Annotated in this window: 20 protein-coding genes, 1 riboswitch and 2 other annotated features; of the genes, 10 read left to right on the top strand and 10 right to left on the bottom strand. The window is 42.3% G+C overall.

Annotated elements, in window-relative coordinates:
* Nucleotides 1–64: 64 nt before the first annotated feature.
* The 3 genes from ACTVAI_RS09765 to ACTVAI_RS09755 all read right to left on the bottom strand — a co-directional run bounded on the left by ACTVAI_RS09765 (nucleotide 65) and on the right by ACTVAI_RS09755 (nucleotide 1609).
* Nucleotides 65–745: an MIP/aquaporin family protein gene (locus ACTVAI_RS09765; protein WP_443472768.1), complete on the bottom strand. Its 681-nt coding sequence runs from the start codon at nucleotides 743–745 to the stop codon at nucleotides 65–67.
* Nucleotides 746–886: 141 nt separating this feature from the next.
* Complete coding sequence (locus ACTVAI_RS09760; RefSeq protein WP_443472767.1) at nucleotides 887–1108, bottom strand: helix-turn-helix domain-containing protein; 222 nt, start codon at nucleotides 1106–1108, stop codon at nucleotides 887–889.
* Nucleotides 1109–1117: 9 nt separating this feature from the next.
* A complete protein-coding gene (locus tag ACTVAI_RS09755) occupies nucleotides 1118–1609 on the bottom strand; it encodes a DUF2975 domain-containing protein (RefSeq protein WP_443486538.1) in 492 nt (163 codons plus the stop codon).
* A 110-nt stretch (nucleotides 1610–1719) separates the two neighbouring features.
* On the opposite strand from ACTVAI_RS09755, the gene ACTVAI_RS09750 reads away from it, so the two are divergent.
* Complete coding sequence (locus ACTVAI_RS09750; protein ID WP_443486537.1) at nucleotides 1720–3147, top strand: hypothetical protein; 1428 nt, start codon at nucleotides 1720–1722, stop codon at nucleotides 3145–3147.
* 81 nt (nucleotides 3148–3228) lie between these two features.
* Here ACTVAI_RS09750 and ACTVAI_RS09745 read toward each other — a convergent pair whose 3' ends face one another.
* Genes ACTVAI_RS09745 through ACTVAI_RS09725 form a run of 5 tightly spaced genes read right to left on the bottom strand, consistent with a single transcriptional unit; the run spans nucleotide 3229 to nucleotide 7944 of the window.
* Complete coding sequence (locus ACTVAI_RS09745; RefSeq protein WP_443486536.1) at nucleotides 3229–4413, bottom strand: amidohydrolase; 1185 nt, start codon at nucleotides 4411–4413, stop codon at nucleotides 3229–3231.
* A gap of 58 nt (nucleotides 4414–4471) precedes the next feature.
* Nucleotides 4472–5293 (bottom strand): MetQ/NlpA family ABC transporter substrate-binding protein, encoded by an 822-nt coding sequence (locus ACTVAI_RS09740; protein WP_443472763.1) that lies wholly within the window; start codon nucleotides 5291–5293, stop codon nucleotides 4472–4474.
* A gap of 27 nt (nucleotides 5294–5320) precedes the next feature.
* Entirely contained in the window at nucleotides 5321–6163 is an 843-nt protein-coding gene (locus tag ACTVAI_RS09735) for a MetQ/NlpA family ABC transporter substrate-binding protein (protein ID WP_443472762.1), read from the bottom strand.
* 27 nt (nucleotides 6164–6190) lie between these two features.
* Complete coding sequence (locus tag ACTVAI_RS09730; RefSeq protein WP_443472818.1) at nucleotides 6191–6871, bottom strand: methionine ABC transporter permease; 681 nt, start codon at nucleotides 6869–6871, stop codon at nucleotides 6191–6193.
* Entirely contained in the window at nucleotides 6868–7944 is a 1077-nt protein-coding gene (locus ACTVAI_RS09725) for a methionine ABC transporter ATP-binding protein (protein WP_443486535.1), read from the bottom strand. Before ACTVAI_RS09725 ends, ACTVAI_RS09730 begins: the two co-directional genes overlap by 4 nt.
* 66 nt (nucleotides 7945–8010) lie before the next feature.
* Nucleotides 8011–8252, bottom strand: a binding site (T-box leader).
* Nucleotides 8253–8294: 42 nt separating this feature from the next.
* Nucleotides 8295–8559 (bottom strand) — a binding site (T-box leader).
* A gap of 170 nt (nucleotides 8560–8729) precedes the next feature.
* Between ACTVAI_RS09725 and ACTVAI_RS09720 the strand changes: the two genes are divergently transcribed.
* The 3 genes from ACTVAI_RS09720 (at nucleotide 8730) to ACTVAI_RS09710 (ending at nucleotide 12415) form a co-directional block, all read left to right on the top strand.
* Nucleotides 8730–9881, top strand: coding sequence for an aminotransferase class I/II-fold pyridoxal phosphate-dependent enzyme (locus tag ACTVAI_RS09720; protein ID WP_443486534.1), 1152 nt, complete (start codon nucleotides 8730–8732; stop codon nucleotides 9879–9881).
* A gap of 177 nt (nucleotides 9882–10058) precedes the next feature.
* Nucleotides 10059–11660 carry a CTP synthase gene (locus ACTVAI_RS09715; RefSeq protein WP_443486533.1) on the top strand — a complete coding sequence of 534 codons (1602 nt, stop codon included), beginning with the start codon at nucleotides 10059–10061 and terminating at the stop codon, nucleotides 11658–11660.
* A gap of 61 nt (nucleotides 11661–11721) precedes the next feature.
* Nucleotides 11722–11831, top strand: a riboswitch (THF riboswitch).
* A gap of 35 nt (nucleotides 11832–11866) precedes the next feature.
* Nucleotides 11867–12415 carry a folate family ECF transporter S component gene (locus ACTVAI_RS09710; protein WP_443472758.1) on the top strand — a complete coding sequence of 183 codons (549 nt, stop codon included), beginning with the start codon at nucleotides 11867–11869 and terminating at the stop codon, nucleotides 12413–12415.
* A gap of 196 nt (nucleotides 12416–12611) precedes the next feature.
* On the opposite strand, the gene ACTVAI_RS09705 is transcribed toward ACTVAI_RS09710, so the two are convergent.
* Both ACTVAI_RS09705 and ACTVAI_RS09700 read right to left on the bottom strand, forming a co-directional pair.
* A complete protein-coding gene (locus tag ACTVAI_RS09705; protein ID WP_443472757.1) occupies nucleotides 12612–13976 on the bottom strand; it encodes an HD domain-containing protein in 1365 nt (454 codons plus the stop codon).
* A gap of 5 nt (nucleotides 13977–13981) precedes the next feature.
* Complete coding sequence (locus ACTVAI_RS09700) at nucleotides 13982–14797, bottom strand: lipoate--protein ligase family protein (protein WP_443472756.1); 816 nt, start codon at nucleotides 14795–14797, stop codon at nucleotides 13982–13984.
* A 122-nt stretch (nucleotides 14798–14919) separates the two neighbouring features.
* Between ACTVAI_RS09700 and ACTVAI_RS09695 the strand changes: the two genes are divergently transcribed.
* From ACTVAI_RS09695 to rho, 6 genes are all read left to right on the top strand, one after another.
* Nucleotides 14920–15351 carry a DUF1934 domain-containing protein gene (locus ACTVAI_RS09695; RefSeq protein ID WP_443472755.1) on the top strand — a complete coding sequence of 144 codons (432 nt, stop codon included), beginning with the start codon at nucleotides 14920–14922 and terminating at the stop codon, nucleotides 15349–15351.
* 44 nt (nucleotides 15352–15395) lie between these two features.
* Nucleotides 15396–15971: a DNA-directed RNA polymerase subunit delta gene (gene rpoE, locus ACTVAI_RS09690; RefSeq protein WP_443472817.1), complete on the top strand. Its 576-nt coding sequence runs from the start codon at nucleotides 15396–15398 to the stop codon at nucleotides 15969–15971.
* Between the two features lie 659 nt (nucleotides 15972–16630).
* Entirely contained in the window at nucleotides 16631–17488 is an 858-nt protein-coding gene (gene fba, locus ACTVAI_RS09685; protein WP_443472754.1) for a class II fructose-1,6-bisphosphate aldolase, read from the top strand.
* 69 nt (nucleotides 17489–17557) lie between these two features.
* Nucleotides 17558–18346 (top strand): AAC(3) family N-acetyltransferase, encoded by a 789-nt coding sequence (locus ACTVAI_RS09680; protein ID WP_443486532.1) that lies wholly within the window; start codon nucleotides 17558–17560, stop codon nucleotides 18344–18346.
* A 56-nt stretch (nucleotides 18347–18402) separates the two neighbouring features.
* A complete protein-coding gene (locus ACTVAI_RS09675; protein WP_443472752.1) occupies nucleotides 18403–19674 on the top strand; it encodes a UDP-N-acetylglucosamine 1-carboxyvinyltransferase in 1272 nt (423 codons plus the stop codon).
* A gap of 50 nt (nucleotides 19675–19724) precedes the next feature.
* Nucleotides 19725–20975, top strand: coding sequence for a transcription termination factor Rho (gene rho / locus ACTVAI_RS09670; protein WP_443472816.1), 1251 nt, complete (start codon nucleotides 19725–19727; stop codon nucleotides 20973–20975).
* Nucleotides 20976–20998 lie beyond the last annotated feature (23 nt).

Here is a 20998-nt window from a genome sequence, read left to right as displayed (position 1 = left end):
GTACCACGAATGGCTTATTTATTTGTCTAGCTTAATTTTACAATCGGCGATATTTAAGAAAGGCTTATTCGACTCCAGGAGCACCCGCTTCGGTGTCCAAAACAAATTTGGCTACGACCGCTGCTAAACCGCCACCCGCAAGCGTTGCTAAAGTATACATCCATAGTTGTGATAGAGCAGCTCCACCCATGAAAACAGCAGGACCAAAACTACGAGCAGGATTCAAGGAAACGCCTGTCGTTGTTCCGCCCAGCAGAATAAGAGCAACTAATGTCAATCCTATTATAAGACCAGCAAAATGCGCATCGCCATTTTTCCCAGTGGCTGCAAGAATAACCATAACAAAAATAAACGTTAAAATGAGTTCGATCATGAACCCGCCAAAAAGGGTTACACCTTCAGCAAGGACGGTCGCTCCTAAATTGCTTGTGTCGCCACCAACTTGAGAAAGAATGAGACGAAGAACCCCTGATCCAGCGACTGCACCTACTAATTGTGCAACGACGTAAGCAGCAAATGTCTGTAAATTAATACGTTTATTGATAAACATCGCCAAGCTTACTGCCGGATTAAGGTGCGCACCAGATATCGTCCCAACGCTGTAGGCCATTGCTACGACTGCTAAGCCAAACGCGAATCCAATTCCTAATAATCCTGTTGTGCCGTCGCCTAGAACGACAGTACCCGTCCCAATTAGTACGAGTGCAAATGTACCAATCATTTCTGCTAATGCTTTTTTTATCATCGATATGCTCCTTTTATATTTAATTAATGTACGCTTAATTATAGCTTACTATTACTATATCAGTAATCTACTTTTACTTATAGATAGGAATTAATATTACTAATAGGAGTAAGATGTAACGGATGGATGGCTATCAAACCGTCACTGGCTAAACTTACTTTCTTTTTGATACTCTAAAATATCTCCAGGCTGGCAGTCTAGTGCTTCACAGATCGCCTCAAGAGTGGAGAAGCGGATAGCTTTTGCTTTTCCGTTCTTCAGTATGGAAATATTGGCCATGGTTATACCGACGCGATCGGTAAGTTCTGTAACACTCATTTTACGTTTTGCGAGCATGACATCTAAGTTTATGATAATTGGCATTTTCTCACCTCACACTGTTAGATCGATTTCGTTTTTCATGCGGATTGCTTCTTCAAGCAAGAGCTCCAACATGTTAGCGAAAACAGCTACGACCAAGGCCGACCCGACAAAAACAAGGCCGACCAAAATCACCCCCGGGGCGTCATCCCATTCTGCCAAAATGTAGAAAAAGGGCAGAGCGAGTGTATAGAGGCCGCAAATACTGAAGGCAAACCATTTAATTTTCCTAAGTGCTTGAACCGATAAGGTGGAGAAGGCTGTTTCACCATTGATATATTTTAAGAGCTTGTTAGCTTGGAAAAGGGCTCCAAAAAATGGTAGTGTTGAAAGGTAAACGAGGCCAGTAAGACCCAATACGGCCGAAGCAATAACAGGACCTTCCGACAGATGTTGGATAGCCTCACTAATAAATTGCGGTAAAACAAATACCATCACTGCCAGTACTGGAATCGTCAGGACCAAGAGCGCGATTTTAAGAAAGAGAGTTGCATATTTTTTCATATAAAGACACCTCACACTTTTTAGTTGTAAGTTCATTATAGGGTTTTGTTTATCGAAAAACAATAAATAATTATTGATAATTAATTAAAATAGAGTAAAGGAGGAGAGGGATGCTGTATAAAATGGTTTTCTTTCTGCTGGGATTGATAAGTCTGGCTGGATGCAGTGATGAGGGTTTTCGGACAATGGAAGCAGAAGATGAGGCATACTTATTTTTCAAAATTGAAGGTGAAAATGAAAACTTTCAAAATTATGGTTCATTATTTATAAAAAATGGTGACATGGCACCTACCGTTGTAGCCGAAAATGTGTTGGAATCAAGCTTTGAATATTTTGAAGAAACTGAGCAAATATTGTTCATTGATTCTGATTTTGATTTATACGCGTATGATGAAGAACAAGGGATTACCATGATTGCTTCCAATGTCCAGCGTTTCGACGGAGCGAATTTGGATGAAGAAAAGATTTTTTATACGGATTTGGATAATGCTGTCCATCTTTACGAGGATGGTTCTAACCGAGCATTGCCCGTTGATACCTGGTGGTATGAGTCGGCAGGGAATGAACTTTATGTGGTCGACAGAACGGGGGTTTTCAGCGTGTATGATTTAGATAGTGGTACATTAAATCCCATGGATGAAGATGTTTACACTTTTAAATTATTAACCGAGGAACATAAAGCCTTGATCACCAATCTAGACAATCAATTGTTTTATTATGACATTCAAACGAAAGAACGCGTGTTGATTGAAGAGGGAAGGGTACTTTTGTCAGATAATGTGACGGTTATAGAGGATACCCTCTATTATCTCCAGAGCGATGATCCCTTTCAAAAGATCTTAAAAAGGTACACTTTGAATGGGTTGACGGAAAGTGAACGCGTGGCAGAGACGAACGTTTATCAGGTGGTAAATGGGATGATTTATTTCCAAAATCAGGACGGAACGGTATTTAAATGGAATCCAGAAACGAAAAATAAAGAAGAAATGATTCAGGAGACCTCCTTGCTCTGGGAGGTTACGCCCCAAGGCAACCTTGTTTCGATGTCTTTGACTGACGATTTACTTTGGAATGAACAATTAATCGCTGAAGATTTGGAGGCTTTTTATAGTCATTCGAATGGCGTGGTTGTATATTCAATTTTTGATACCTTATATCGATTGGATGAAACCGGAAAAAGCCAAGTGGTGATGGAAGATATGTCGGATTACACAAGCGCTCATTATAATGGTTCATCTGTCTATTACAATACCGTGCAACTCGCAGATGTCATTGGGGTTTGGTATTTTGAAGGTGAAGGTCAAACGGGATATCTGGAAATCACCGATTCATCGGTCAAAAATTTTCCAGAAGGTGTCGAGAAAGAAGTAAGCATTATGCATGACCGTAGTCATAAACGACTTGACCTTCTGGTGGATGGCCAATCTTGGTGGCTGACGTTGGTTGGAGAGGGACTGGAACTTGATGCGGAAGGCGAGCGTTATGTCCTGACCCGTGCAACGAAAGAAGAAACGGAAAAATTTTATGAAGAATTATAAATAAAGAGACATGCGTGTCCCAATTTGGGTACGCGCATGTCTCTTTATTTATTTTTAGCGACTGGAAAATACTTTGAAAAATCAGAACGGATCCGCTAAGTAATCCAATGCATAAGTCACATGCAATTCGGCTGCAATCAACAAACCTTTTTCATCAATATCGAATTGTTCATGATGGTGATTGAAAGCTGTCTTCTCGTCGCTTTGGGTACCAACAAAGCAGTAAATACCGGGGGCAACTGCCAAGAAATCAGCAAAGTCATCTGCACCCATGCTCTTCGGGGCATCGGTGATGATGTTTTCTGCGCCGACAATTTTTGCTGCGGCCTGGAAAGCATGCTCTGCTGCCCGTGCGTCGTTTATTAACGGCGCAGCTGCATCATAGTTTGAAAATTCGATTGAAGTGCGATGGGCTTCGGCCGTCAACCGGGCAATGCGCTCGACCGCTTCCAATACTTGTTCCCGTACGATTGGATCAAAGGTGCGGACTGTTCCTTCAATGATTGCTTCATTGGCAATGATGTTATAGTTTGTACCAGCACGCAAGACGCCAATACCCACAACGACTTCATCGCTTGGTTTTGTTTCCCGCGCTACGATGGTCTGGAGTTCGGTAACAATGGCTGCCGCACTCACCAAAGCATCACGTCCTTGATCAGGGTTGGAAACATGGCCACTTACTCCATGCACCTTGATTTTGAAAATATCACACGAAGCGTTATTGGGACCCGGAGTTGCGATGATTTGACCGAGTGCATTACGGGAACTCAAGTGAATACCGAATGCATGGTCGACATCATCCACAAAACCACCCCGAACGAACTGGCGCGCCCCTGCGCCGATTTCTTCAGCAGGTTGGAAAGCAATGACAATCGTACCGGCAATTTCATCTTGGTGTGCTTTTAAAACACGAACGGCTCCAAGTAGGGCAGATGCGTGACCATCATGACCGCAAGCGTGGTTAGCACCCGGGTTTAGGGAAGCATATTCAGCGCCAGTGCGGTCTTCCATAGGTAGGGCATCAATATCGGCACGCAATAATAGTTTCTTGCCGGGTCCTTTGCCACCTTGTAATGTTGCCAAGACGCCAGTTTCGCCAACATTTACATATGGTAGACCGATTTCTTCCAGTTCCTCGCGAATCCGTTGGATGGTTTGGAATTCTTTCAGGCTGACTTCAGGATGTTTATGAAAATGACGCCGTAGCGCCACGATGTAATCTTCGATTTCTAGAACTTCTTGACGGATGGTTGCTTGATTTACCATAATTTGCCTCCTTAGATATAGAAAAAGGGCAAAGTCACCTTTGCCCTCATATTTTTAATTATTTTACTTCGTCCCAAACTGGGAAGTTGGATCCTTTTGAAGATTCTGCAATAACTTCAGCTGTTCCTTCAGATTGGTAGTATTCAACGATTGTTTTGTAAACTTCGTTGTCCACATCTTCAGTACGAGCCGCTATGACGTTGTAGTAAGGTTTTGAATCCTCTGTCACAGGTTCCAGGAAGATGGCATCTTCTGACGGAATGAAGCCAGCATCAACGGCCATGCCACTATTGATGACAGAAGCAGCTACATCATCCAAAGCACGTGCAGTTTGGGAAGAATCCAATTCCGTGATGACAAAGTTTTTAGGGTTTTCCGTGATGTCATCCACAGATGGGACCAAACCAGCTTCAGGGTCCACCGTAATCAAGCCGGCTGTCTGCAATAAGCGAAGGGCACGGCCACCGTTTGATGGGTCATTCGGGATCGCGATTTCTGCGCCGTCTTCCAACTCACTGACGTCACTGATTTTGTTTGAGTAGATTCCCAAAGGTGCCATCACCGTATAACCGATAACCGTCAAATCTTCACCGGAGCTTTCCAGGTAGTTATCCAAAAAGATTTCAGTTTGGAATGAGTTCAAGTCGATTGAACCGTCAGCCAAAGCTGCGTTTGGTGTTGTATAATCCGTAAACTTTTGTAAAGTGACTTCAATATTTTCTTTTTCTTTCAATTCTTCAATTACGTACTCCCAAGGTTCGTTGACTTCACCAACAACCCCAACCGTAACTTTTGTTGCTTCATCGCTGGCGCCACCGCAAGCTGCCAAGAAAAGGGCACTCGCTGCTACCAAACCACCAAAAAATTTCTTTTTATTCATGATTAAATTCCCCCAATTAGTTAAAGTTTAGTCCCAAGCTGGAACGTCGTTGCCTTGTGTTACTTCTTCAAGTTTTGCAGCTGTTTCTTCTGATTGGTATTCTGCAACAACTTTCAAGTAAGCTTCGTTGTCAGCATCTTCTTCACGTGTTGCAATGACGTTTTTGTAGATTTCATTTACTTCAGCAATGTTATCAGTATCCAAGAACAAAGCATCTTCACTTGGAACTAAACCAGAGTCAGTCGCGAAGTTTGTATTGATAACTGCTGCATCCACGTCTGGAAGAGAACGAGCTGTTTGGCTAGCATCCAATTCTGTAATAACCAAGTTCTTTGGATTTTCAGTAATATCATCAACGGTTGGTTCTGTGCCGGCTGCTTCATCCAATTTGATCAAATCGATTGCTTGCAATAATAGAAGAGCACGACCACCGTTGGTAACATCGTTTGGAATCGCAATCTCAGCGCCATCTGCTAAATCAGCGTAGTCCTCAACTTTATCGGAGTACAAGCCAAGTGGTGAAATATAAGTGTAACCAATTTGTACCAGGTTACCGTCATTGTCAGCGTTGAATGATTCCAGGAAAGCCACGTGTTGGAACGCATTGATGTCAACGTCGCCAGATTGTGCTGCCAAGTTAGGTTGTACATAGTCACCGAACTGTTCAATTGTTAATTCAATTCCTTGATCCACCAAACGCTCTTTAACATCTTCCCAAACCTCAACTTCAACTTCACTTACAACCCCGACTGATACTTCAACGGGTTCTTCAGTTGTGCCTGCTGTTGATTCCTGTGTTGCGTCTTCAGAACCACATGCTGCCAAGAACAATGCCAAACTTGCTGTCAAACCTAAGAATTTTTTATTCATGATTATTTCCTCTTTTCTTTTTTTATATTAGTGACTTACTTTTTTAACTAAATAATTACCAATTGCTTGGCTGATGAAAACGATGATTAGAATCAAACCGGTTGCGACCAAGATAACATCATTCTGGAATCGGTTATAACCACGTGAGATAGCCAGGTTACCCAAGCCACCGCCACCGACAGCTCCAGCCATCGCTGTTAAACCAATCAAGTTAATGATAGTTACGGATGACACACGGATGATGGATGCCAAACCTTCTTTCAAATAAACGCGGAAGATGATATCCAAGTTACTTGTTCCCATTGCTTGAGCCGCTTCGACTACTCCAGGATCGACTTCCAGTAAAGCATTTTGGATTTGACGGGCAAAGAATGGAACAGTTGAAACAACCAAAGGAACGATAGAAGCTGTTGTTCCGATTGCAGTTCCGACAATCATGCGTGTGAATGGATAAATCAAAGCAATCAAGATGATGAATGGCAAGGAACGGAACACGTTCACGAGCTTGTCCAACACATTGTACAAGGCTGGGCGGGGGGTCAGGCCATTTTCATCGGTAATAAGTAAGATGACTCCCAGGATAATTCCCAATACACCAGCAATGGCGCCCGAGATGAGTGTCATATACAAGGTCTCCCATAAGCTTTGCCAAACAACGTCCCAGATCGGGGTAACATTCGGTAATAAATTATTGATGAATTCCATTATTGTTCCTCTCCTTCCAGAGTTCTTCTGGCTTCGACTTCTTCAGCGTCGATAATTTCAACGGCTACGCCACTGTCTTGCAGGAAGCGAACCGCTTCAGCAATTTTATGTGGTGCTCCGGATAGAACCAGCAAGAGGGTACCAACAGGTGTTTCCTGAAGAATTTCGACATTACCAAACAGGATATTTCCGGCAACTTGGTAATCATTGCTCAATTTGGAAATAAGTGGTTCGCCAGTCGAACCGCCGACGAAGGAAAGTTTTACCAGCACATCGTCTTCTTCCAGATTCAGAAGGGTTGGATGCAACAATACAGTTTCGATTCCTTGATCAACGTGTGTTGCGGTATTGATGAAGTCTTTCGTCAATTGGTTGTGTGGTTTCGTGAAGATATCCAGCAATGAGCCACGTTCAATGACGTTCCCATCTTCCATCACGGCAACCTTGTTACAAATTTCCTTCACTACTTGCATTTCGTGTGTGATGATAACGATGGTAAGGTTTAATTCTTTGTTCAATTTCTTCAATAGTTCTAAAATAGAAGACGTTGTTTTTGGGTCCAGAGCACTCGTTGCTTCATCACAAAGCAGGATTTCTGGATCGTTTGCCAAGGCCCGTGCGATGGCAACCCGTTGTTTTTGACCACCGGATAATTGCGAAGGGTAAGCACTGGCTTTATCTGCCAAGCCCACCAGTTCCAATAACCCAGTAACTTTATCGGCAATCTCTTGCTTCGTTAAGTCTGAGCGTTTCAATGGGAAAGCAACATTATCGAAAATGGTCCGTGAACCCATCAAGTTAAAGTGTTGGAAAATCATACCGATTTTCTTGCGGGCTTCCCGCAGTTGTTCTTTATTAAGAGCCGTTATTTCTTTATCGTTTACAAAAACTTTTCCATCAGTAGGGCGTTGCAATAAGTTGATTGTCCGGACCAAGGTACTTTTACCTGCACCACTGTATCCGACAATGCCATAGACATCTCCGCGCTCAACTTCAAGAGAGACGTTGCGTACCGCATTAATTTCGCGTTTTTGATCGTCAACAAATGTAACCGAGACATTTTGTAAGTCAATCATTATTAATTCCTCATTTCTTTTGAATATAAAAACACACTCGTCCCGAATCATCTCCAATGAGAGGATTCAAAGGACGAGTGCACAAGCATTCGTGTTACCACCTTAGTTCGAACTGCCCTTACAGACAATCCCTCTGGAAGTGAATCTATCACTTCTACGCTGTAATGGGCGTACCCAGCAAAGACTTACGTTGCCGTTCATCCTCACCGCTCCAAGGCCATTTTCCAGTCGTTCGGTTTGCTTGTTCTCACCATTCCAAGCTCTCTTTGAAACTTCCCGCACTGTACTTTCCTTTTCATCGCGTTTTTTGAAAATAAAAAAATCTCGTCCTCTCCCCACACTTACGTACGGGAAAGGACGAGAATCAAGTTCGATTTCGTGTTACCACCTTTGTTCGTCAAAGCATCACTGCTCTAACCTTAACCAGTGCCTCCGCCCAATGCAACGGATGATACTGAGACACTATAACGGGCGTTCCCGTCTCAACCTAAAGCTCACGCATTCGGCCAAGCCACTCAGAGACCATCTTCCTGCATTCGTTCCTTGCTTGCTTTCACCTAACCAAGCTCTCTCTAAAAGGACATCCTGAAGTACTCTTCTCTTCACTGTGTTTTTCGATGTGCTTAATATAACCAATTTCTAATCTAATGTCAACCGAATATCTGAAAAAATTTTAAAATGACGCCAACGCGCTTACTCTATTTCAAAAGATAAAAAACATTGCTACAATGAGAACACGATAAAAATGAGGATTTTTTAATAAAGGATGTATAGGGGGAAAAGAAATGGCTTTAACAACAAATCGCCAATTAGAAAAAATCGTGCCATCCAAAATTCGGGAATTGGATGAAATTTTCCGTTCCGTTGATGGCTGTATCATGATGACGATGGGAGAGCCGGATTTTGGTATGCCGGAAAACGTGAAGGAAGCTGCTATCACGGCTATTAAAAATGACGTTTCTCATTATTCCCATTCCATGGGAACTTTGGACGCGCGCCAAGCGGTTGCGGAATTCCTGAAAAAACGCCACAATTTGGATTTTGATCCGGCCAGTGAAATCATTTTGACGATCGGCGCGACCGAAGCGATCTATTCGGCTTTGTTTGGCGTATTGAACCCGGGTGAAAAGGTAATTGTTCCAAGTCCTTATTTCCCGCTCTATAAACAAGCAACAACAACGGCTTATGGCGAAACGATTGAAGTCGATACTTCCCAAACGGGTTTCTTGATGACGCCACAATTGCTGCACCAGACGATGGCGGAAAATGAGAATGTTAAAGCGATTGTCCTGAACTTTCCGAGTAACCCAACCGGTGTTACTTATATGAAGGAAGAACTTGTGGCTTTAGCTGAAGCCATCAAGCAGTACGATATTTTCGTCATCAGTGATGAAATTTATAGCGAGTTGACTTACGGTGTTGACCACCTTTCAATGGCAAGTTTATTGCCAGATCAAACCATCTTGATTAATGGGGCGTCCAAATCATTCGCAATGACTGGTTGGCGTGTTGGATTTATTGCAGCTAAAAAGCAATGGATCCCACCTATCTTTAAAGTTCACCAAACGGTAGTGACGACCGGTGTTTCGGTTTCCTATGCAGCTGCGGCGGAAGCTTTCCGTAACGGCGAAGCGGCTATCGAACGTATGCGTATGGCTTATGAAACGCGTCGAAATATCTGTCTGGACGCTTTAACGAAAGCAGGTTTTACAGTTCCCGAGCCAAAAGGGGCTTTCTATGTATTTGCGCGTATTCCCGAAAAATTTGGCAACGACGATATGGCGTTTTGCCAAACCTTGGCTAAAGAAGCACGCGTGGGGATGATTCCCGGCAGTATTTTCGGACCGGGTGGAGAAGGGTATGTGCGTATGAGTTTTGCTTTGGCGACCGACTTAGTCGAAGAAGCCATGCAACGTGTCAATGCGTTTGTCGGGTAAATATTAAGTTTTGCCACACCAATGATTTTTTATTGACTGTGAACGGCAATTGCAGTAATATTTTTGAAGGGCACCCCATAAAGAGGTGCGCATAAATTGAAATTTCTCCCTGTTCCGATTACGGAACGGGGATTTTTTGATTTTATGGTTCCTACCGAAAAATTAGGAGGCATAATGATGACAAAGTATATTTTTGTAACAGGCGGAGTGGTTTCATCCATTGGCAAAGGAATTATCGCAGCCTCTCTCGGACTGTTGTTGAAAGAACGTGGGTTGACGGTCACCATCCAAAAGTTTGACCCCTATCTAAATGTCGATCCCGGCACGATGAGTCCCTATCAACACGGTGAAGTTTTCGTAACCGACGATGGGACGGAAACGGACCTGGACCTAGGACACTACGAGCGCTTTACTGACATTCGTCTGAACAAATTTTCAAACGTCACAACCGGAAAAGTCTATTCAGAAGTTATAAAAAAAGAGCGTCGTGGCGACTATTTAGGCGGAACTGTCCAGGTCATCCCGCATATTACCGACGAAATAAAAGACAAAATCCAACGGGCAGGTGAATCGACCGATTCCGATATTGTCATTACCGAAGTCGGGGGGACGGTTGGGGATATCGAATCCCTGCCATTTCTTGAAGCTTTGCGTCAAATGCGGAAAGACGTTGGCAACGAGAACGTGCTCTATATCCATGTCACTCTCATTCCCTATTTGAAAATGTCTGGAGAATTGAAAACCAAGCCCACCCAACATAGTGTGAAGGAACTGCGAAGTTTGGGAATCCAGCCGAACGTTTTGGTGGTGCGGACGGAACAACCGTTACCACGGGGAATCAAGGAAAAACTGGCTCTTTTTTGCGATGTGGATGAAGAAGCCGTTTTTGAATCGCGTGACGTATCTTCTATTTATCAAATTCCTTTGATGTTGAAAGAACAAAAAATGGATGACATTGTTCTCAAACAGCTGCGTCTGGAGGCGCCCGAAGCAGCATTGAAAGAGTGGTCAGAGCTTGTCGACACGGTGGAACATTTGGAAAGAAAAGTACGCATTGCTTTGGTTGGGAAGTATGTCTCTTTACAGGATGCCTATTTATCGGTGGCAGAGGCTTTGAGGCACGCGGGGTACGCCGAAAATACGGAGGTCCAGATCGACTGGATTCCAGCGGAGGAACTGACTGTCGAGAATGTGGCAGAACGTTTAGGAGCCGCGGCCGGTATACTGGTACCCGGTGGTTTTGGAAGTCGGGGACTGGAAGGTAAAATTCTGGCGATCCAATACGCACGGGAAAACAAGATTCCGTTTCTGGGAATTTGTTTGGGCATGCAGTTGGCAACCATTGAGTTTGCCCGACATGTGGTAGGGTTGACGGAAGCTGATTCAACCGAAACGACGCTTGACACGCCCCAACCGATTATCAGCCTGTTGCCTGACCAGGAAGCTGGGATGGATATGGGTGGTACCTTGCGACTAGGATTATATCCGTGTGATTTGAAAGAAAATTCATTGGCCCGGAAACTGTACCAAGCCGCTACCATTTCGGAACGCCATAGACATCGCTATGAATTTAACAACAGCTACCGCAAGACGTTGGAAGAAAAGGGCATGATTTTTTCAGGCGTATCGCCTGACGGCAGGCTGGTTGAAATAATAGAATTAAAAGAGCAGCCATTCTTTATTGCATGTCAGTTTCATCCGGAATTTTTATCGCGGCCAATGCACGCGCATCCGCTTTTCCATGGTTTTATAAAGGAAGCATTAACTAATAAACAGTAAATGATGTTGTGTTTTTTAATAAACCGTCGTAAAATAAACCAATCCCGTAAGGGAAATAAAAACCAGAGTAGAAAACAAAGCGTTAAGTGTCGGGTGGATGGGATGTTGCCCCCGAACGAAAAGCAGGAGCTAAAAATCTCTGCTTGCGGTTTTGTTCTCGCATTCGCTGCATAATTTGTAGCGACTCTAAGAAGGAGTTGCTGTCGATGACTAAGAATTCGTCACGTCAATTTTCAGCCAAGGACATTGCTGTCATTGGTCTGATGATTGCTATTAAAGTTGTATTAACACGCTTTTTAGCAATCGAAACACAATTTATCCGGGTTAGCTTTACGTTCATTCCAACGGTATTGCTGGCCATCATGTACGGTCCCTGGGTCAGTGCATTTTCAGGAGCAGGTGCCGATTTACTCGGATTCTTCCTGTTTCCAAAGGGTTTCCCATTTTCACCGGGATTCACTCTTTCTGCTGCAATCGGTCCGATGATTTATGCGTTGATTTTATACAAAAAACGTCTGACACTAGGACGTCTGGTTTGGGCAAATTTTGCGGTAACAGCGCTGGTTAATGTTGGATTGAACTCGCTTTGGTTGTATATCCTGTACGATCAAGCTTTTTGGGGCATGCTACCCATTCGTTTGTTTGAAAACATTTTGACCTTGCCAATTGAAGTGGCGATCATTTACTGGATCACGGGAAATCCATCCATTCAGCGTATGCTAGCTGAATATCCTATTAAGTGGCGAAATAAATAACAAAAAACAGCGTGAGCCGTAATGGTCTCACGCTGTTTTTGTGTGGTGCGGCGATTAGCTCTTCTGAAAGGTGCTTAACGCCGCATTTCGGGTGAAAGTGCGGCGTTAAGTTGCGGTTAGCATTCCTAAAAGCCGCACTTTTGCGAAAAAAGCGGCGTTCGCCGAAAAAGTTTTTTCTTAACGCCACATCCGAGTCTTATTTAGTAATAATTTCATCATTTTCAATATAGCTGCGGAATTCATCCGCCAAATTATCAAACAAATTAATGCCTTCTTGGGAGAATCCATGTGTGATTTCACGCGGGAAATACAAACGCTCATCGCCACGAAACTTTCCGGTCAACGATGATACAATGGCACTCACTTCCGATAGCTCAATAATTTCACCATTCTTTTGCATGAATTCAATTTGCGTTTTGCTACTGACTTGTCCGGGACGATACAAATCATACGGCAAATCGAAGCTGTTGTTGGAAGAAGTATAGTAGTCTGGATTATAACCCATATCCCTGATGAGAGATTGCAATTTTTCTACCGTTCCCAAATCGCGCTTCCGGTCGAAGCGCACCGATTTGAACGGCTTCCGGTTCAGGAAACGATCTGCCAAATCACTTAAGGTTGGATCATTTTCATCCATCCAGTGATTGAAGTAGGTGGTCAATACACCATCATCCAACCGTAAATAATCTTCGAGCGTCCAATCCTGGCGGAAAAATGGTTCCAGGAAGCTGGCAGAATATACCAACTCTTGTGTCTCGTCCATATATATATCTTTTGCCCGTTTCATTAAATGATACAAGATAACTTCCATCCCGCGTGAAACAGGGTGGAAATAAACTTGCATGTACATTTGATAGCGACTAACCACGTAATCTTCAACTGCATGCATCCCGGAGATATCAAACACAATCCCATTCAAACTTGGTCGAATAACCCGTAGTATCCGTGTTAAATCAAACGTTCCATAAGTAACGCCCGAGTAATAAGCGTCACGCAATAAATAATCCATGCGGTCCGCATCAATTTGGCTGGAAATCATTTGCACCACTTGTGGGTTTGGATATTCCTTGGCAATGACCGAAGCAACCTGATTGGGGAAATCATGCCCTACCTCACGTAAAACAGCATTGATTTCAGTGTTAGGTGAAAGAATAATCGCAATGGTTACTGCTTCATGATCGGTATCGAAAATCTTTTCAAACGTATGGGAAAAGGGACCGTGTCCCAAGTCATGCAATAAAGCGGCACACAAAGTAACCAAACGCTCTCTGTCATCCCAAAGGCCGTCGCCTTTTTCCATGGAAGGGTAGTTTCGGATGAACTTATCGCAAATACGCCGCGCTATTTCATAAACCCCTAACGAGTGATTGAAACGCGAGTGTTCAGCACCATGAAACGTTAAAGAGGAAGTCCCAAGCTGCTTGATACGACGCAGACGCTGGAATTCCTTCGTATTGATTAAATCCAGAATGACACGGTGTTGGATATGGATGTAGCCATGAACCGGATCCCGGAACACTTTTTCTTTTGGAAGCATGGTAGTGGTATAGAAGTTTTGCATGCCGTTCACCCCTTGTTGAAAATTTGGTCATTCCTTTTTTGCATTTTTTCATAGCCAACGTGATAATCTGCCAACAATTCCGCGTTAAAATATCCGGGGAGTACATCCTGTTCTTTTTTCACCGTTTCAAGAATCATTTCCTTGACCGTGTCTACCGTCAAATCAACACCCAGTAAATCACTTAAATTAGCCATGCAATCAGGGTCTACATCAGGGTAAGACCAACGCGTTTCTTCATCCTTTAACCCAGTTTGATAAAATTCCCGAATCGTCTGGCCACGCTTTGCTTGATCGCCTGTCACGCTTAAATAAATCATGACTCCGATACCATTCTTAAACCGGCGTTGGGCAATTCCTGCAAATTTTTTACCGTCGATGCTGAGATCGAATTTGCCGGGGCAGTATGAATCGCTTATTTCATAAGCTTCAATATTTTTACCAAAAGAAGCAAAAGTACGTTGAATCACTTTAACCATGATTTCGTAGCCTTCATCAATCGAAATTTTTGTGTCGGCGGGTTCTGCCAAAATAATTGAAAAGTTCAATATTCCTGGATCAGAAACAACAGCCAAGCCTCCTGCAGGGCGAACGACAACGGTGTAGCCAGCTTCCTGTAGCGTGGCAATGGCATCTGATAAATAGGGTAGCTTCGTATCAACCATCCCTAAAATAATCATATTGTCGATGGGCCAAAAATGCAGCATTGTCTGTTGGGGCTTTCTATTCACCTCGCGAATTAATGCATCCCCCATTGCAAAATGAAAAAGAGAGTCGCCTTGTAATTCACTTGGCACATGATCATATATGAAAGAGTTTGTCATAATTCCATTCCTGTCTAAAAAAGATATTTTCTTCATTATAGCAAACTTCTTCTTTTGTTGACCGCGTTCAACTTAAAAAGTTATACTAGGGAGGTAAAGTGTAAGTAAAGGAAGTGTCTGATTTGCCGGTACAAAAAGGAACGATAATGGAATATCGCTTGGAGACAAAGATTGTACAAGATGGTCAACAAGAAGTTTTCGTTTATGAAGGACAGGGACAAATTGTCCAAATGGGCGAATGGTTATATTTGCGCTATGAAGAATCAGGAACCCAAAGTAAAGTGACGATCAAATTATCCCGGGTAGGAAAGATGACAGTTATTCGCCGACAAGGAGAGGAATTGCTATCCCGCCTCGCTTTTGATTCTGAAGGCAGGGGCTCAGCGCAAATTCCCACCCAAGCAGGACTAGTGGAAATCGAAACCGAAACGAAGCAAATGCTGCAGAATTACAAAGAACACCCTTTTTCTGGATATGTACAAGTGATGTATACCATCGGAACTGGTGAACAATCACTTGGGAATTACGAAATGTCGTTGCAATTTACTACCTAATTATTGTATGATTAGGAGTACAGTTTTTGAAAGGACGTGGCACCGTGAAGCTAACCGATTTAGATGGTACAAACAAAAACGAATTATCAATGATTGAAGTGGCGCATGAGATTTTGGAGACAACTGGAGAAGTCTTGGATTTCAACGATTTATTAGGTCGAGTTCAAGAATATTTAGGTTTGTCTGAAGCAGAACTAGATAGCAAAATGACACGTTTCTATACAAACTTGAATGTTGACGGTAGTTTCATCTCCTTGGGAGATAACCGTTGGGGTTTACGTTCATGGTATCCAATCGACTCAATTGATGAAGAGATTTTGTCTACAATTGATGAAGAAGAAGTTCAAGTTCGTCGTAAGAAACGCAAGAAACTTAATGCTTTTGCGACATCTGAAGATGACGATGTAATCGACTATAACGACGATGATCCAGAAGATACATTTGTAGCTGACGAAGATGACGAAGAAATTGAAGCAGATGAAGAAGAAGTCGAAGTAGAAGACGATGATTTAGATGGCGAACTGGACGAAGATTTAGATGACGTTCCAGAAAGCATTGAAGAAGATTTAACTCTAATCGATGACGATTTCGAAGAAGAAGAGGAAGAAGAGGAAGTATAGTCTTTTTCCGTAAAAGAACTCAAAATCACTTACAGTGGTTTTGAGTTTCTTTTTTTATTTTAATGAAAAGGTTTACATTATTAGGCGATTATCATTATCGAGTCCTGCAATTTTTTTATGCTAAACAATTCGAAAAAAGGCTGTCTGAAGCCATTTTCAACAGATATACAAGGTCAATACGAGAGGCTAAACTTTTTATGCATAACCAAGAAAAAAATTCGCTTAGAAAACCCTATCATTTATTTTAAGCAAGTATAAAACGTAGCGAGCTGCTGTTTACTCACTGTTAATGGCTTATAAAAGAATGAGGATATAATATTATTGTAATTACCCTATTAACGTAAGTTTAGAACACTGTGTTTAAAATAGCGAACTTTGCTTTTATTAAAAGCTCTTTATTACATGAGTTATATAAAAAACCGAACTACTACTACAGGAATATTGACCTAAGTTCGCCCTATTGTGTTATTTTGTATGTTGATTACCAAGAAATTGAATGATTTTAATTTATGAAAATAAAATTTTTTTGGTGCACAAATATTACACTACAATAAATAGTTAGCGATTTCGGTGGTCATAAACACAAATGTTTGGTAGAATTATTATGTTAGTAAGTCCAAACACCACAGATTTTTTAGGAATACCAAGGAGGCAGAAACATGAGTCGTTTAGTAAGTATGACAGAGATGTTAAACAAAGCTTTAGAAGGTAAGTACGCAGTGGGGCAATTCAATATTAACAACCTAGAATGGACACAAGCTGTTCTTGAAGCTGCTCAAGCAGAAAATTCACCTGTTATTTTGGGAGTTTCTGAAGGCGCTGCAAAATATATGGGTGGACATTTAGTCGTAGCATCTATGGTTAGTGCATTATTGGAAACAATGGATATTACAGTGCCAGTTGCACTACATTTAGACCATGGTACAAGTTATGACAGCTGTAAATCAGCAATCGATGCAGGCTATTCATCTGTAATGATTGATATGTCTCATCATCCAATCGATGAAAACATTGAAAATACTAAAAAAGTTGTAGAATACGCACATTCCAAAGGAGCTTCTGTAGAAGCTGAAGTTGGAACGGTTGGCGGTACTGAAGATGGTATCACAGGCGGAATCCAATATGCAGATCCACAAGAATGCTTGCGCATGGTTAAAGAAGGCAATGTCGATGCTTTGGCAGCTGCTTTAGGATCCGTTCATGGACCTTATTCTGGCGAACCTAAACTAGGATTCGACGAAATGAAAGAAATTTCTGAATTGACAGGTGCACCACTTGTATTGCATGGTGGTTCAGGAATTCCTCAACACCAAATTGCAAAAGCAATCGAATATGGTCATACAAAAATTAACGTGAATACTGAATGCCAACAAGTATGGACTGAAGCAGTTCGTGACAAATTGGCAACAGATTCTAAAGTTTATGACCCACGTAAAGTTATTGGACCTGGTAAAGAAGCAATCGTTAAACTTGTTCGCGAACGCATGAACGTATTCGGTTCAAGCAACAAAGCTTAATTAATGAAATAATATCAGAATGGCCGGGGCTCCTGCTCCGGCTTTTCGTTTATGTAAAGAGGGATAATGATGTATACGCAAACCGATCTTCTGAACCAGCTAGACCAATTGGGATTGGATAAAGAAGGAACGTTATTGGTTCATTCATCTTTTAAGAGTATAGGACAAATTGCCGGCGGGCCCGATGCAGTCTTAAATAGTTTAACCGCATACATGAAAGATGGCTTGTTAGTTTTACCGACCCATACTTGGGAATATATTAACGCCGAAAACCCAGATTTTCATGTAGTAGATTCACCTTCAAACGTAGGAGTCTTGACTGAATTATTTCGTAAACGTGAAAATGTCGTACGTTCCCTTCACCCGACGCATTCTGTGGCTGCCTTGGGAAGCGAAGCGATTTCTTTTGTCAGCGGAGATGAAAAGTTTGATACGCCCTGTGCACGTGGCTCCGTGTGGGGAAAATTATTGGATCGTAAAGCGAAAATTATGTTGCTTGGGGTAGATTTAACCAGAAATACATTTATTCATGGTATTGAAGAGTGGTTGGATATTCCAGGGCGGATGACCGATACGCATGAAGAGTTGTACACCGTTTTGGCGGATGGAACAAAAATATCCGTGCCATCGCGTCGTCATTGTGGCTTATCGTGGTCAGAGCATTTTTGGAAAGTCGATGGCGTATTACAAAAATCGGGTGCCATGTGGCTGGGTAAATTAGGGGATGCCGAGGTACGTATTTGTAATACAGTAAAATTGACCGAAGTTTTGACAAGAATGCTACAAGATAATCCCGATTTGTTCTCGGATAACCAGCCTTTGTCTGAAAACACCATTAACGTTTACATATCAAAGTAGATTTTGATAGAATGTAGTTAACAATATTTTTAATGATTCGAAACGAGGCAGTTTACATGAAAAAAATTATCATTAATGGGAATAAACCCTTGAATGGTGAAGTTACCATCAGTGGGGCAAAAAATAGTACCGTAGCTTTGATTCCTGCATCGATACTAGCGGATTCAATGGTGACGCTTGAAGGGATTCCTGACATCCAGGACGTACGCTCCTTGATTGAAATTCTTGAAGAATTTAATGTTGAGGTAACTTTTGATGCTGAAGCGGGAATCATGAATATTGATCCGTCAAAGATGATTTCAATTCCAATGCCGACAGGTAAAATTAAGAATTTACGGGCTTCCTATTATTTCATGGGTGCCATTCTTTCTAAGTTTGGTGAAGGTGTCATTGGCCTTCCGGGTGGCTGTAATCTGGGCCCGCGTCCGATTGACCAACATATCAAAGGTTTTGAAGCACTTGGAGCATCTGTTCGCAATGAAATGGGTGCGATTTATTTAACGTCTCCTGAGGAAGGTTTAACGGGAGATCGTATTTATTTGGATGTTGTGTCAATTGGAGCAACAATTAATACCATTTTGGCTGCCGTTCGGGCAAATGGCCGTACGGTTATCGAAAATGCCGCAAAAGAACCGGAAATTATCGACGTTTGTACGTTGTTGAATAATATGGGTGCTAAAATCCGCGGAGCGGGAACGGATGTCATCCGCATTGATGGCGTCGACACTTTGCATGGCTGCCGTCATACGGTTATCCCAGACCGTATCGAAGCTGGAACTTATTTGGCAGCAGCTGCTGCAGTTGGCGAAGAAGTTTTGATCAAAAATGTGATTGTGGAACATTTGGAAGGTTTTGTAGCCAAGCTGGAAGAAATGGGCGTCAATATGGAAATCGGTGAAGATAGTATTTTGATCCGTAAATCAGACGACTTAAAAATGGTGCATATTAAGGCACTTCCATATCCCGGTTTTGCAACGGATCTACAACAGCCCATTACACCACTTTTATTGAAAGCAAGTGGAGACGGAACCATCATCGATACGATTTATCCTAAACGTGTCAATCATATTCCTGAATTAAAACGTATGGGGGCGGGAATCAAGGTGGAAAGTGGCACCATCTTTATGCAAGGACCCAATAGTATGACAGGTGCAGAAGTGAAGGCAAGCGATTTGAGAGCAGGTGCTTGCTTGGTCATTGCAGGATTGATGGCAAAAGGTACCACAATAATTTCAGGTGTAGAAAATATTTTACGCGGTTATGATGGTATCGTGGAAAAACTGACAGCTTTAGGAGCAGATATTGCCATGATTGAAGACGAGGCATAGGTACCAAAAATTCAAAAACAACGAGAATGAAGGTGAGAGTCTTGGAAGACATGCTTTCCATACAGGAGCTTGAAAAAAAGACGTTAAAAGAGATTTACACATACGCAAAAGAGTACAAAATTCCTTATTATAGTCAAATGACGAAAAAAGAACTTGCACATGCAATTATCCGTGCGCAAGAAGAAAAACAAGGTTTTTTCATGACGGAAGGAATCTTGGACATTATTTCCTCGGAAGGATATGGTTTCTTAAGACCAATCAACTACTCTCCGAGTCAGGAAGACATTTATATATCTTCTTCCCAAATCCGCCGATTCGATCTGCGGAACGGGGACAAAGTAGGCGGTAAAGCCCGTCCTCCAAAACCTTCTGAACGATACTATGGGCTTATGCAAGTCAACACCGTTAACGGAAAGAATCCCGATGAAGCAAAAGAACGTTCGCATTTTCCTGGTCTTACACCCATTTATCCAAATAAACGGATTAACCTGGAGACAGATCAAAAGAGTGTTGCCAATCGGATGATTGATTTAATTTCTCCAATCGGTTTCGGGCAACGTGGTTTGATTGTCGCACCACCAAAAGCTGGTAAAACAACATTGCTGAAAAGTGTGGCGAATGGCATCACCGAAAATTATCCTGATGTTGAATTGATTATGCTCTTGATTGATGAACGACCAGAAGAAGTAACCGATATCGAGCGCAGTGTAAAAGGTGATGTTGTTTACTCTACTTTTGATCAAATGCCTGCCAATCACGTACGCGTGAGCGAACTAGTGCTGGAACGCGCTATGCGCCTTGTTGAAGATAAACGCGATGTTGTCATTTTAATGGATAGTATTACGCGTTTAGCACGAGCCTATAATTTGGTTGTACCTCCAAGTGGAAGAACACTCAGTGGAGGGATTGACCCTGCTGCACTTTATAAACCAAAAAAATTCTTTGGAGCTGCACGTAATATTGAAGATGGTGGCAGTTTAACCATTCTTTCAACTGCCTTGGTTGATACAGGTAGTCGGATGGATGATATCATTTATGAAGAGTTTAAAGGAACAGGGAACTCTGAATTGGTGCTTTCACGTGAACTTGCAGACCGCCGTGTATTTCCGGCTATTGATATCAAGAAATCTGGTACAAGACGTGACGATTTACTGCTGGAGCAAAAAGAATTGGAAACAGTTTGGAAGCTACGTAAAACGATGCGAGGCGATACTTTGGAGTATACCGAAGAGTTCTTGAGACAATTACGTACCACAAAAAACAACGCAGATTTCATCAAACGTATTGCTTTGATGAAATAAATATCCATGCTAGTATTATTTAA

This window comes from Jeotgalibaca sp. A127 (assembly GCF_052266745.1).
Taxonomy (GTDB): Bacteria; Bacillota; Bacilli; order Lactobacillales; family Aerococcaceae; genus Jeotgalibaca.
Note: the sequence above shows the minus strand (reverse complement) of the source record. Positions and strands in the feature narration are given on the sequence as shown.

Excerpts from the sequence above, each read along its gene's own strand:
- ACTVAI_RS09735 (WP_443472762.1), bottom strand. The coding sequence starts at position 6,163 with ATGAATAAAAAATTCTTAGGTTTGACAGCAAGTTTGGCATTGTTCTTG.
- ACTVAI_RS09755 (WP_443486538.1), bottom strand. The coding sequence starts at position 1,609 with ATGAAAAAATATGCAACTCTCTTTCTTAAAATCGCGCTCTTGGTCCTG.
- ACTVAI_RS09760 (WP_443472767.1), bottom strand. The coding sequence starts at position 1,108 with ATGCCAATTATCATAAACTTAGATGTCATGCTCGCAAAACGTAAAATG.
- ACTVAI_RS09745 (WP_443486536.1), bottom strand. The coding sequence starts at position 4,413 with ATGGTAAATCAAGCAACCATCCGTCAAGAAGTTCTAGAAATCGAAGAT.
- ACTVAI_RS09705 (WP_443472757.1), bottom strand. The coding sequence starts at position 13,976 with ATGCAAAACTTCTATACCACTACCATGCTTCCAAAAGAAAAAGTGTTC.
- ACTVAI_RS09725 (WP_443486535.1), bottom strand. The coding sequence starts at position 7,944 with ATGATTGACTTACAAAATGTCTCGGTTACATTTGTTGACGATCAAAAA.
- fba (WP_443472754.1), top strand. The coding sequence starts at position 16,631 with ATGAGTCGTTTAGTAAGTATGACAGAGATGTTAAACAAAGCTTTAGAA.
- ACTVAI_RS09710 (WP_443472758.1), top strand. The coding sequence starts at position 11,867 with ATGACTAAGAATTCGTCACGTCAATTTTCAGCCAAGGACATTGCTGTC.
- ACTVAI_RS09680 (WP_443486532.1), top strand. The coding sequence starts at position 17,558 with ATGTATACGCAAACCGATCTTCTGAACCAGCTAGACCAATTGGGATTG.
- ACTVAI_RS09715 (WP_443486533.1), top strand. The coding sequence starts at position 10,059 with ATGACAAAGTATATTTTTGTAACAGGCGGAGTGGTTTCATCCATTGGC.
- ACTVAI_RS09675 (WP_443472752.1), top strand. The coding sequence starts at position 18,403 with ATGAAAAAAATTATCATTAATGGGAATAAACCCTTGAATGGTGAAGTT.
- ACTVAI_RS09750 (WP_443486537.1), top strand. The coding sequence starts at position 1,720 with ATGCTGTATAAAATGGTTTTCTTTCTGCTGGGATTGATAAGTCTGGCT.
- ACTVAI_RS09700 (WP_443472756.1), bottom strand. The coding sequence starts at position 14,797 with ATGACAAACTCTTTCATATATGATCATGTGCCAAGTGAATTACAAGGC.
- rho (WP_443472816.1), top strand. The coding sequence starts at position 19,725 with ATGCTTTCCATACAGGAGCTTGAAAAAAAGACGTTAAAAGAGATTTAC.
- ACTVAI_RS09765 (WP_443472768.1), bottom strand. The coding sequence starts at position 745 with ATGATAAAAAAAGCATTAGCAGAAATGATTGGTACATTTGCACTCGTA.
- ACTVAI_RS09740 (WP_443472763.1), bottom strand. The coding sequence starts at position 5,293 with ATGAATAAAAAGAAATTTTTTGGTGGTTTGGTAGCAGCGAGTGCCCTT.
- ACTVAI_RS09720 (WP_443486534.1), top strand. The coding sequence starts at position 8,730 with ATGGCTTTAACAACAAATCGCCAATTAGAAAAAATCGTGCCATCCAAA.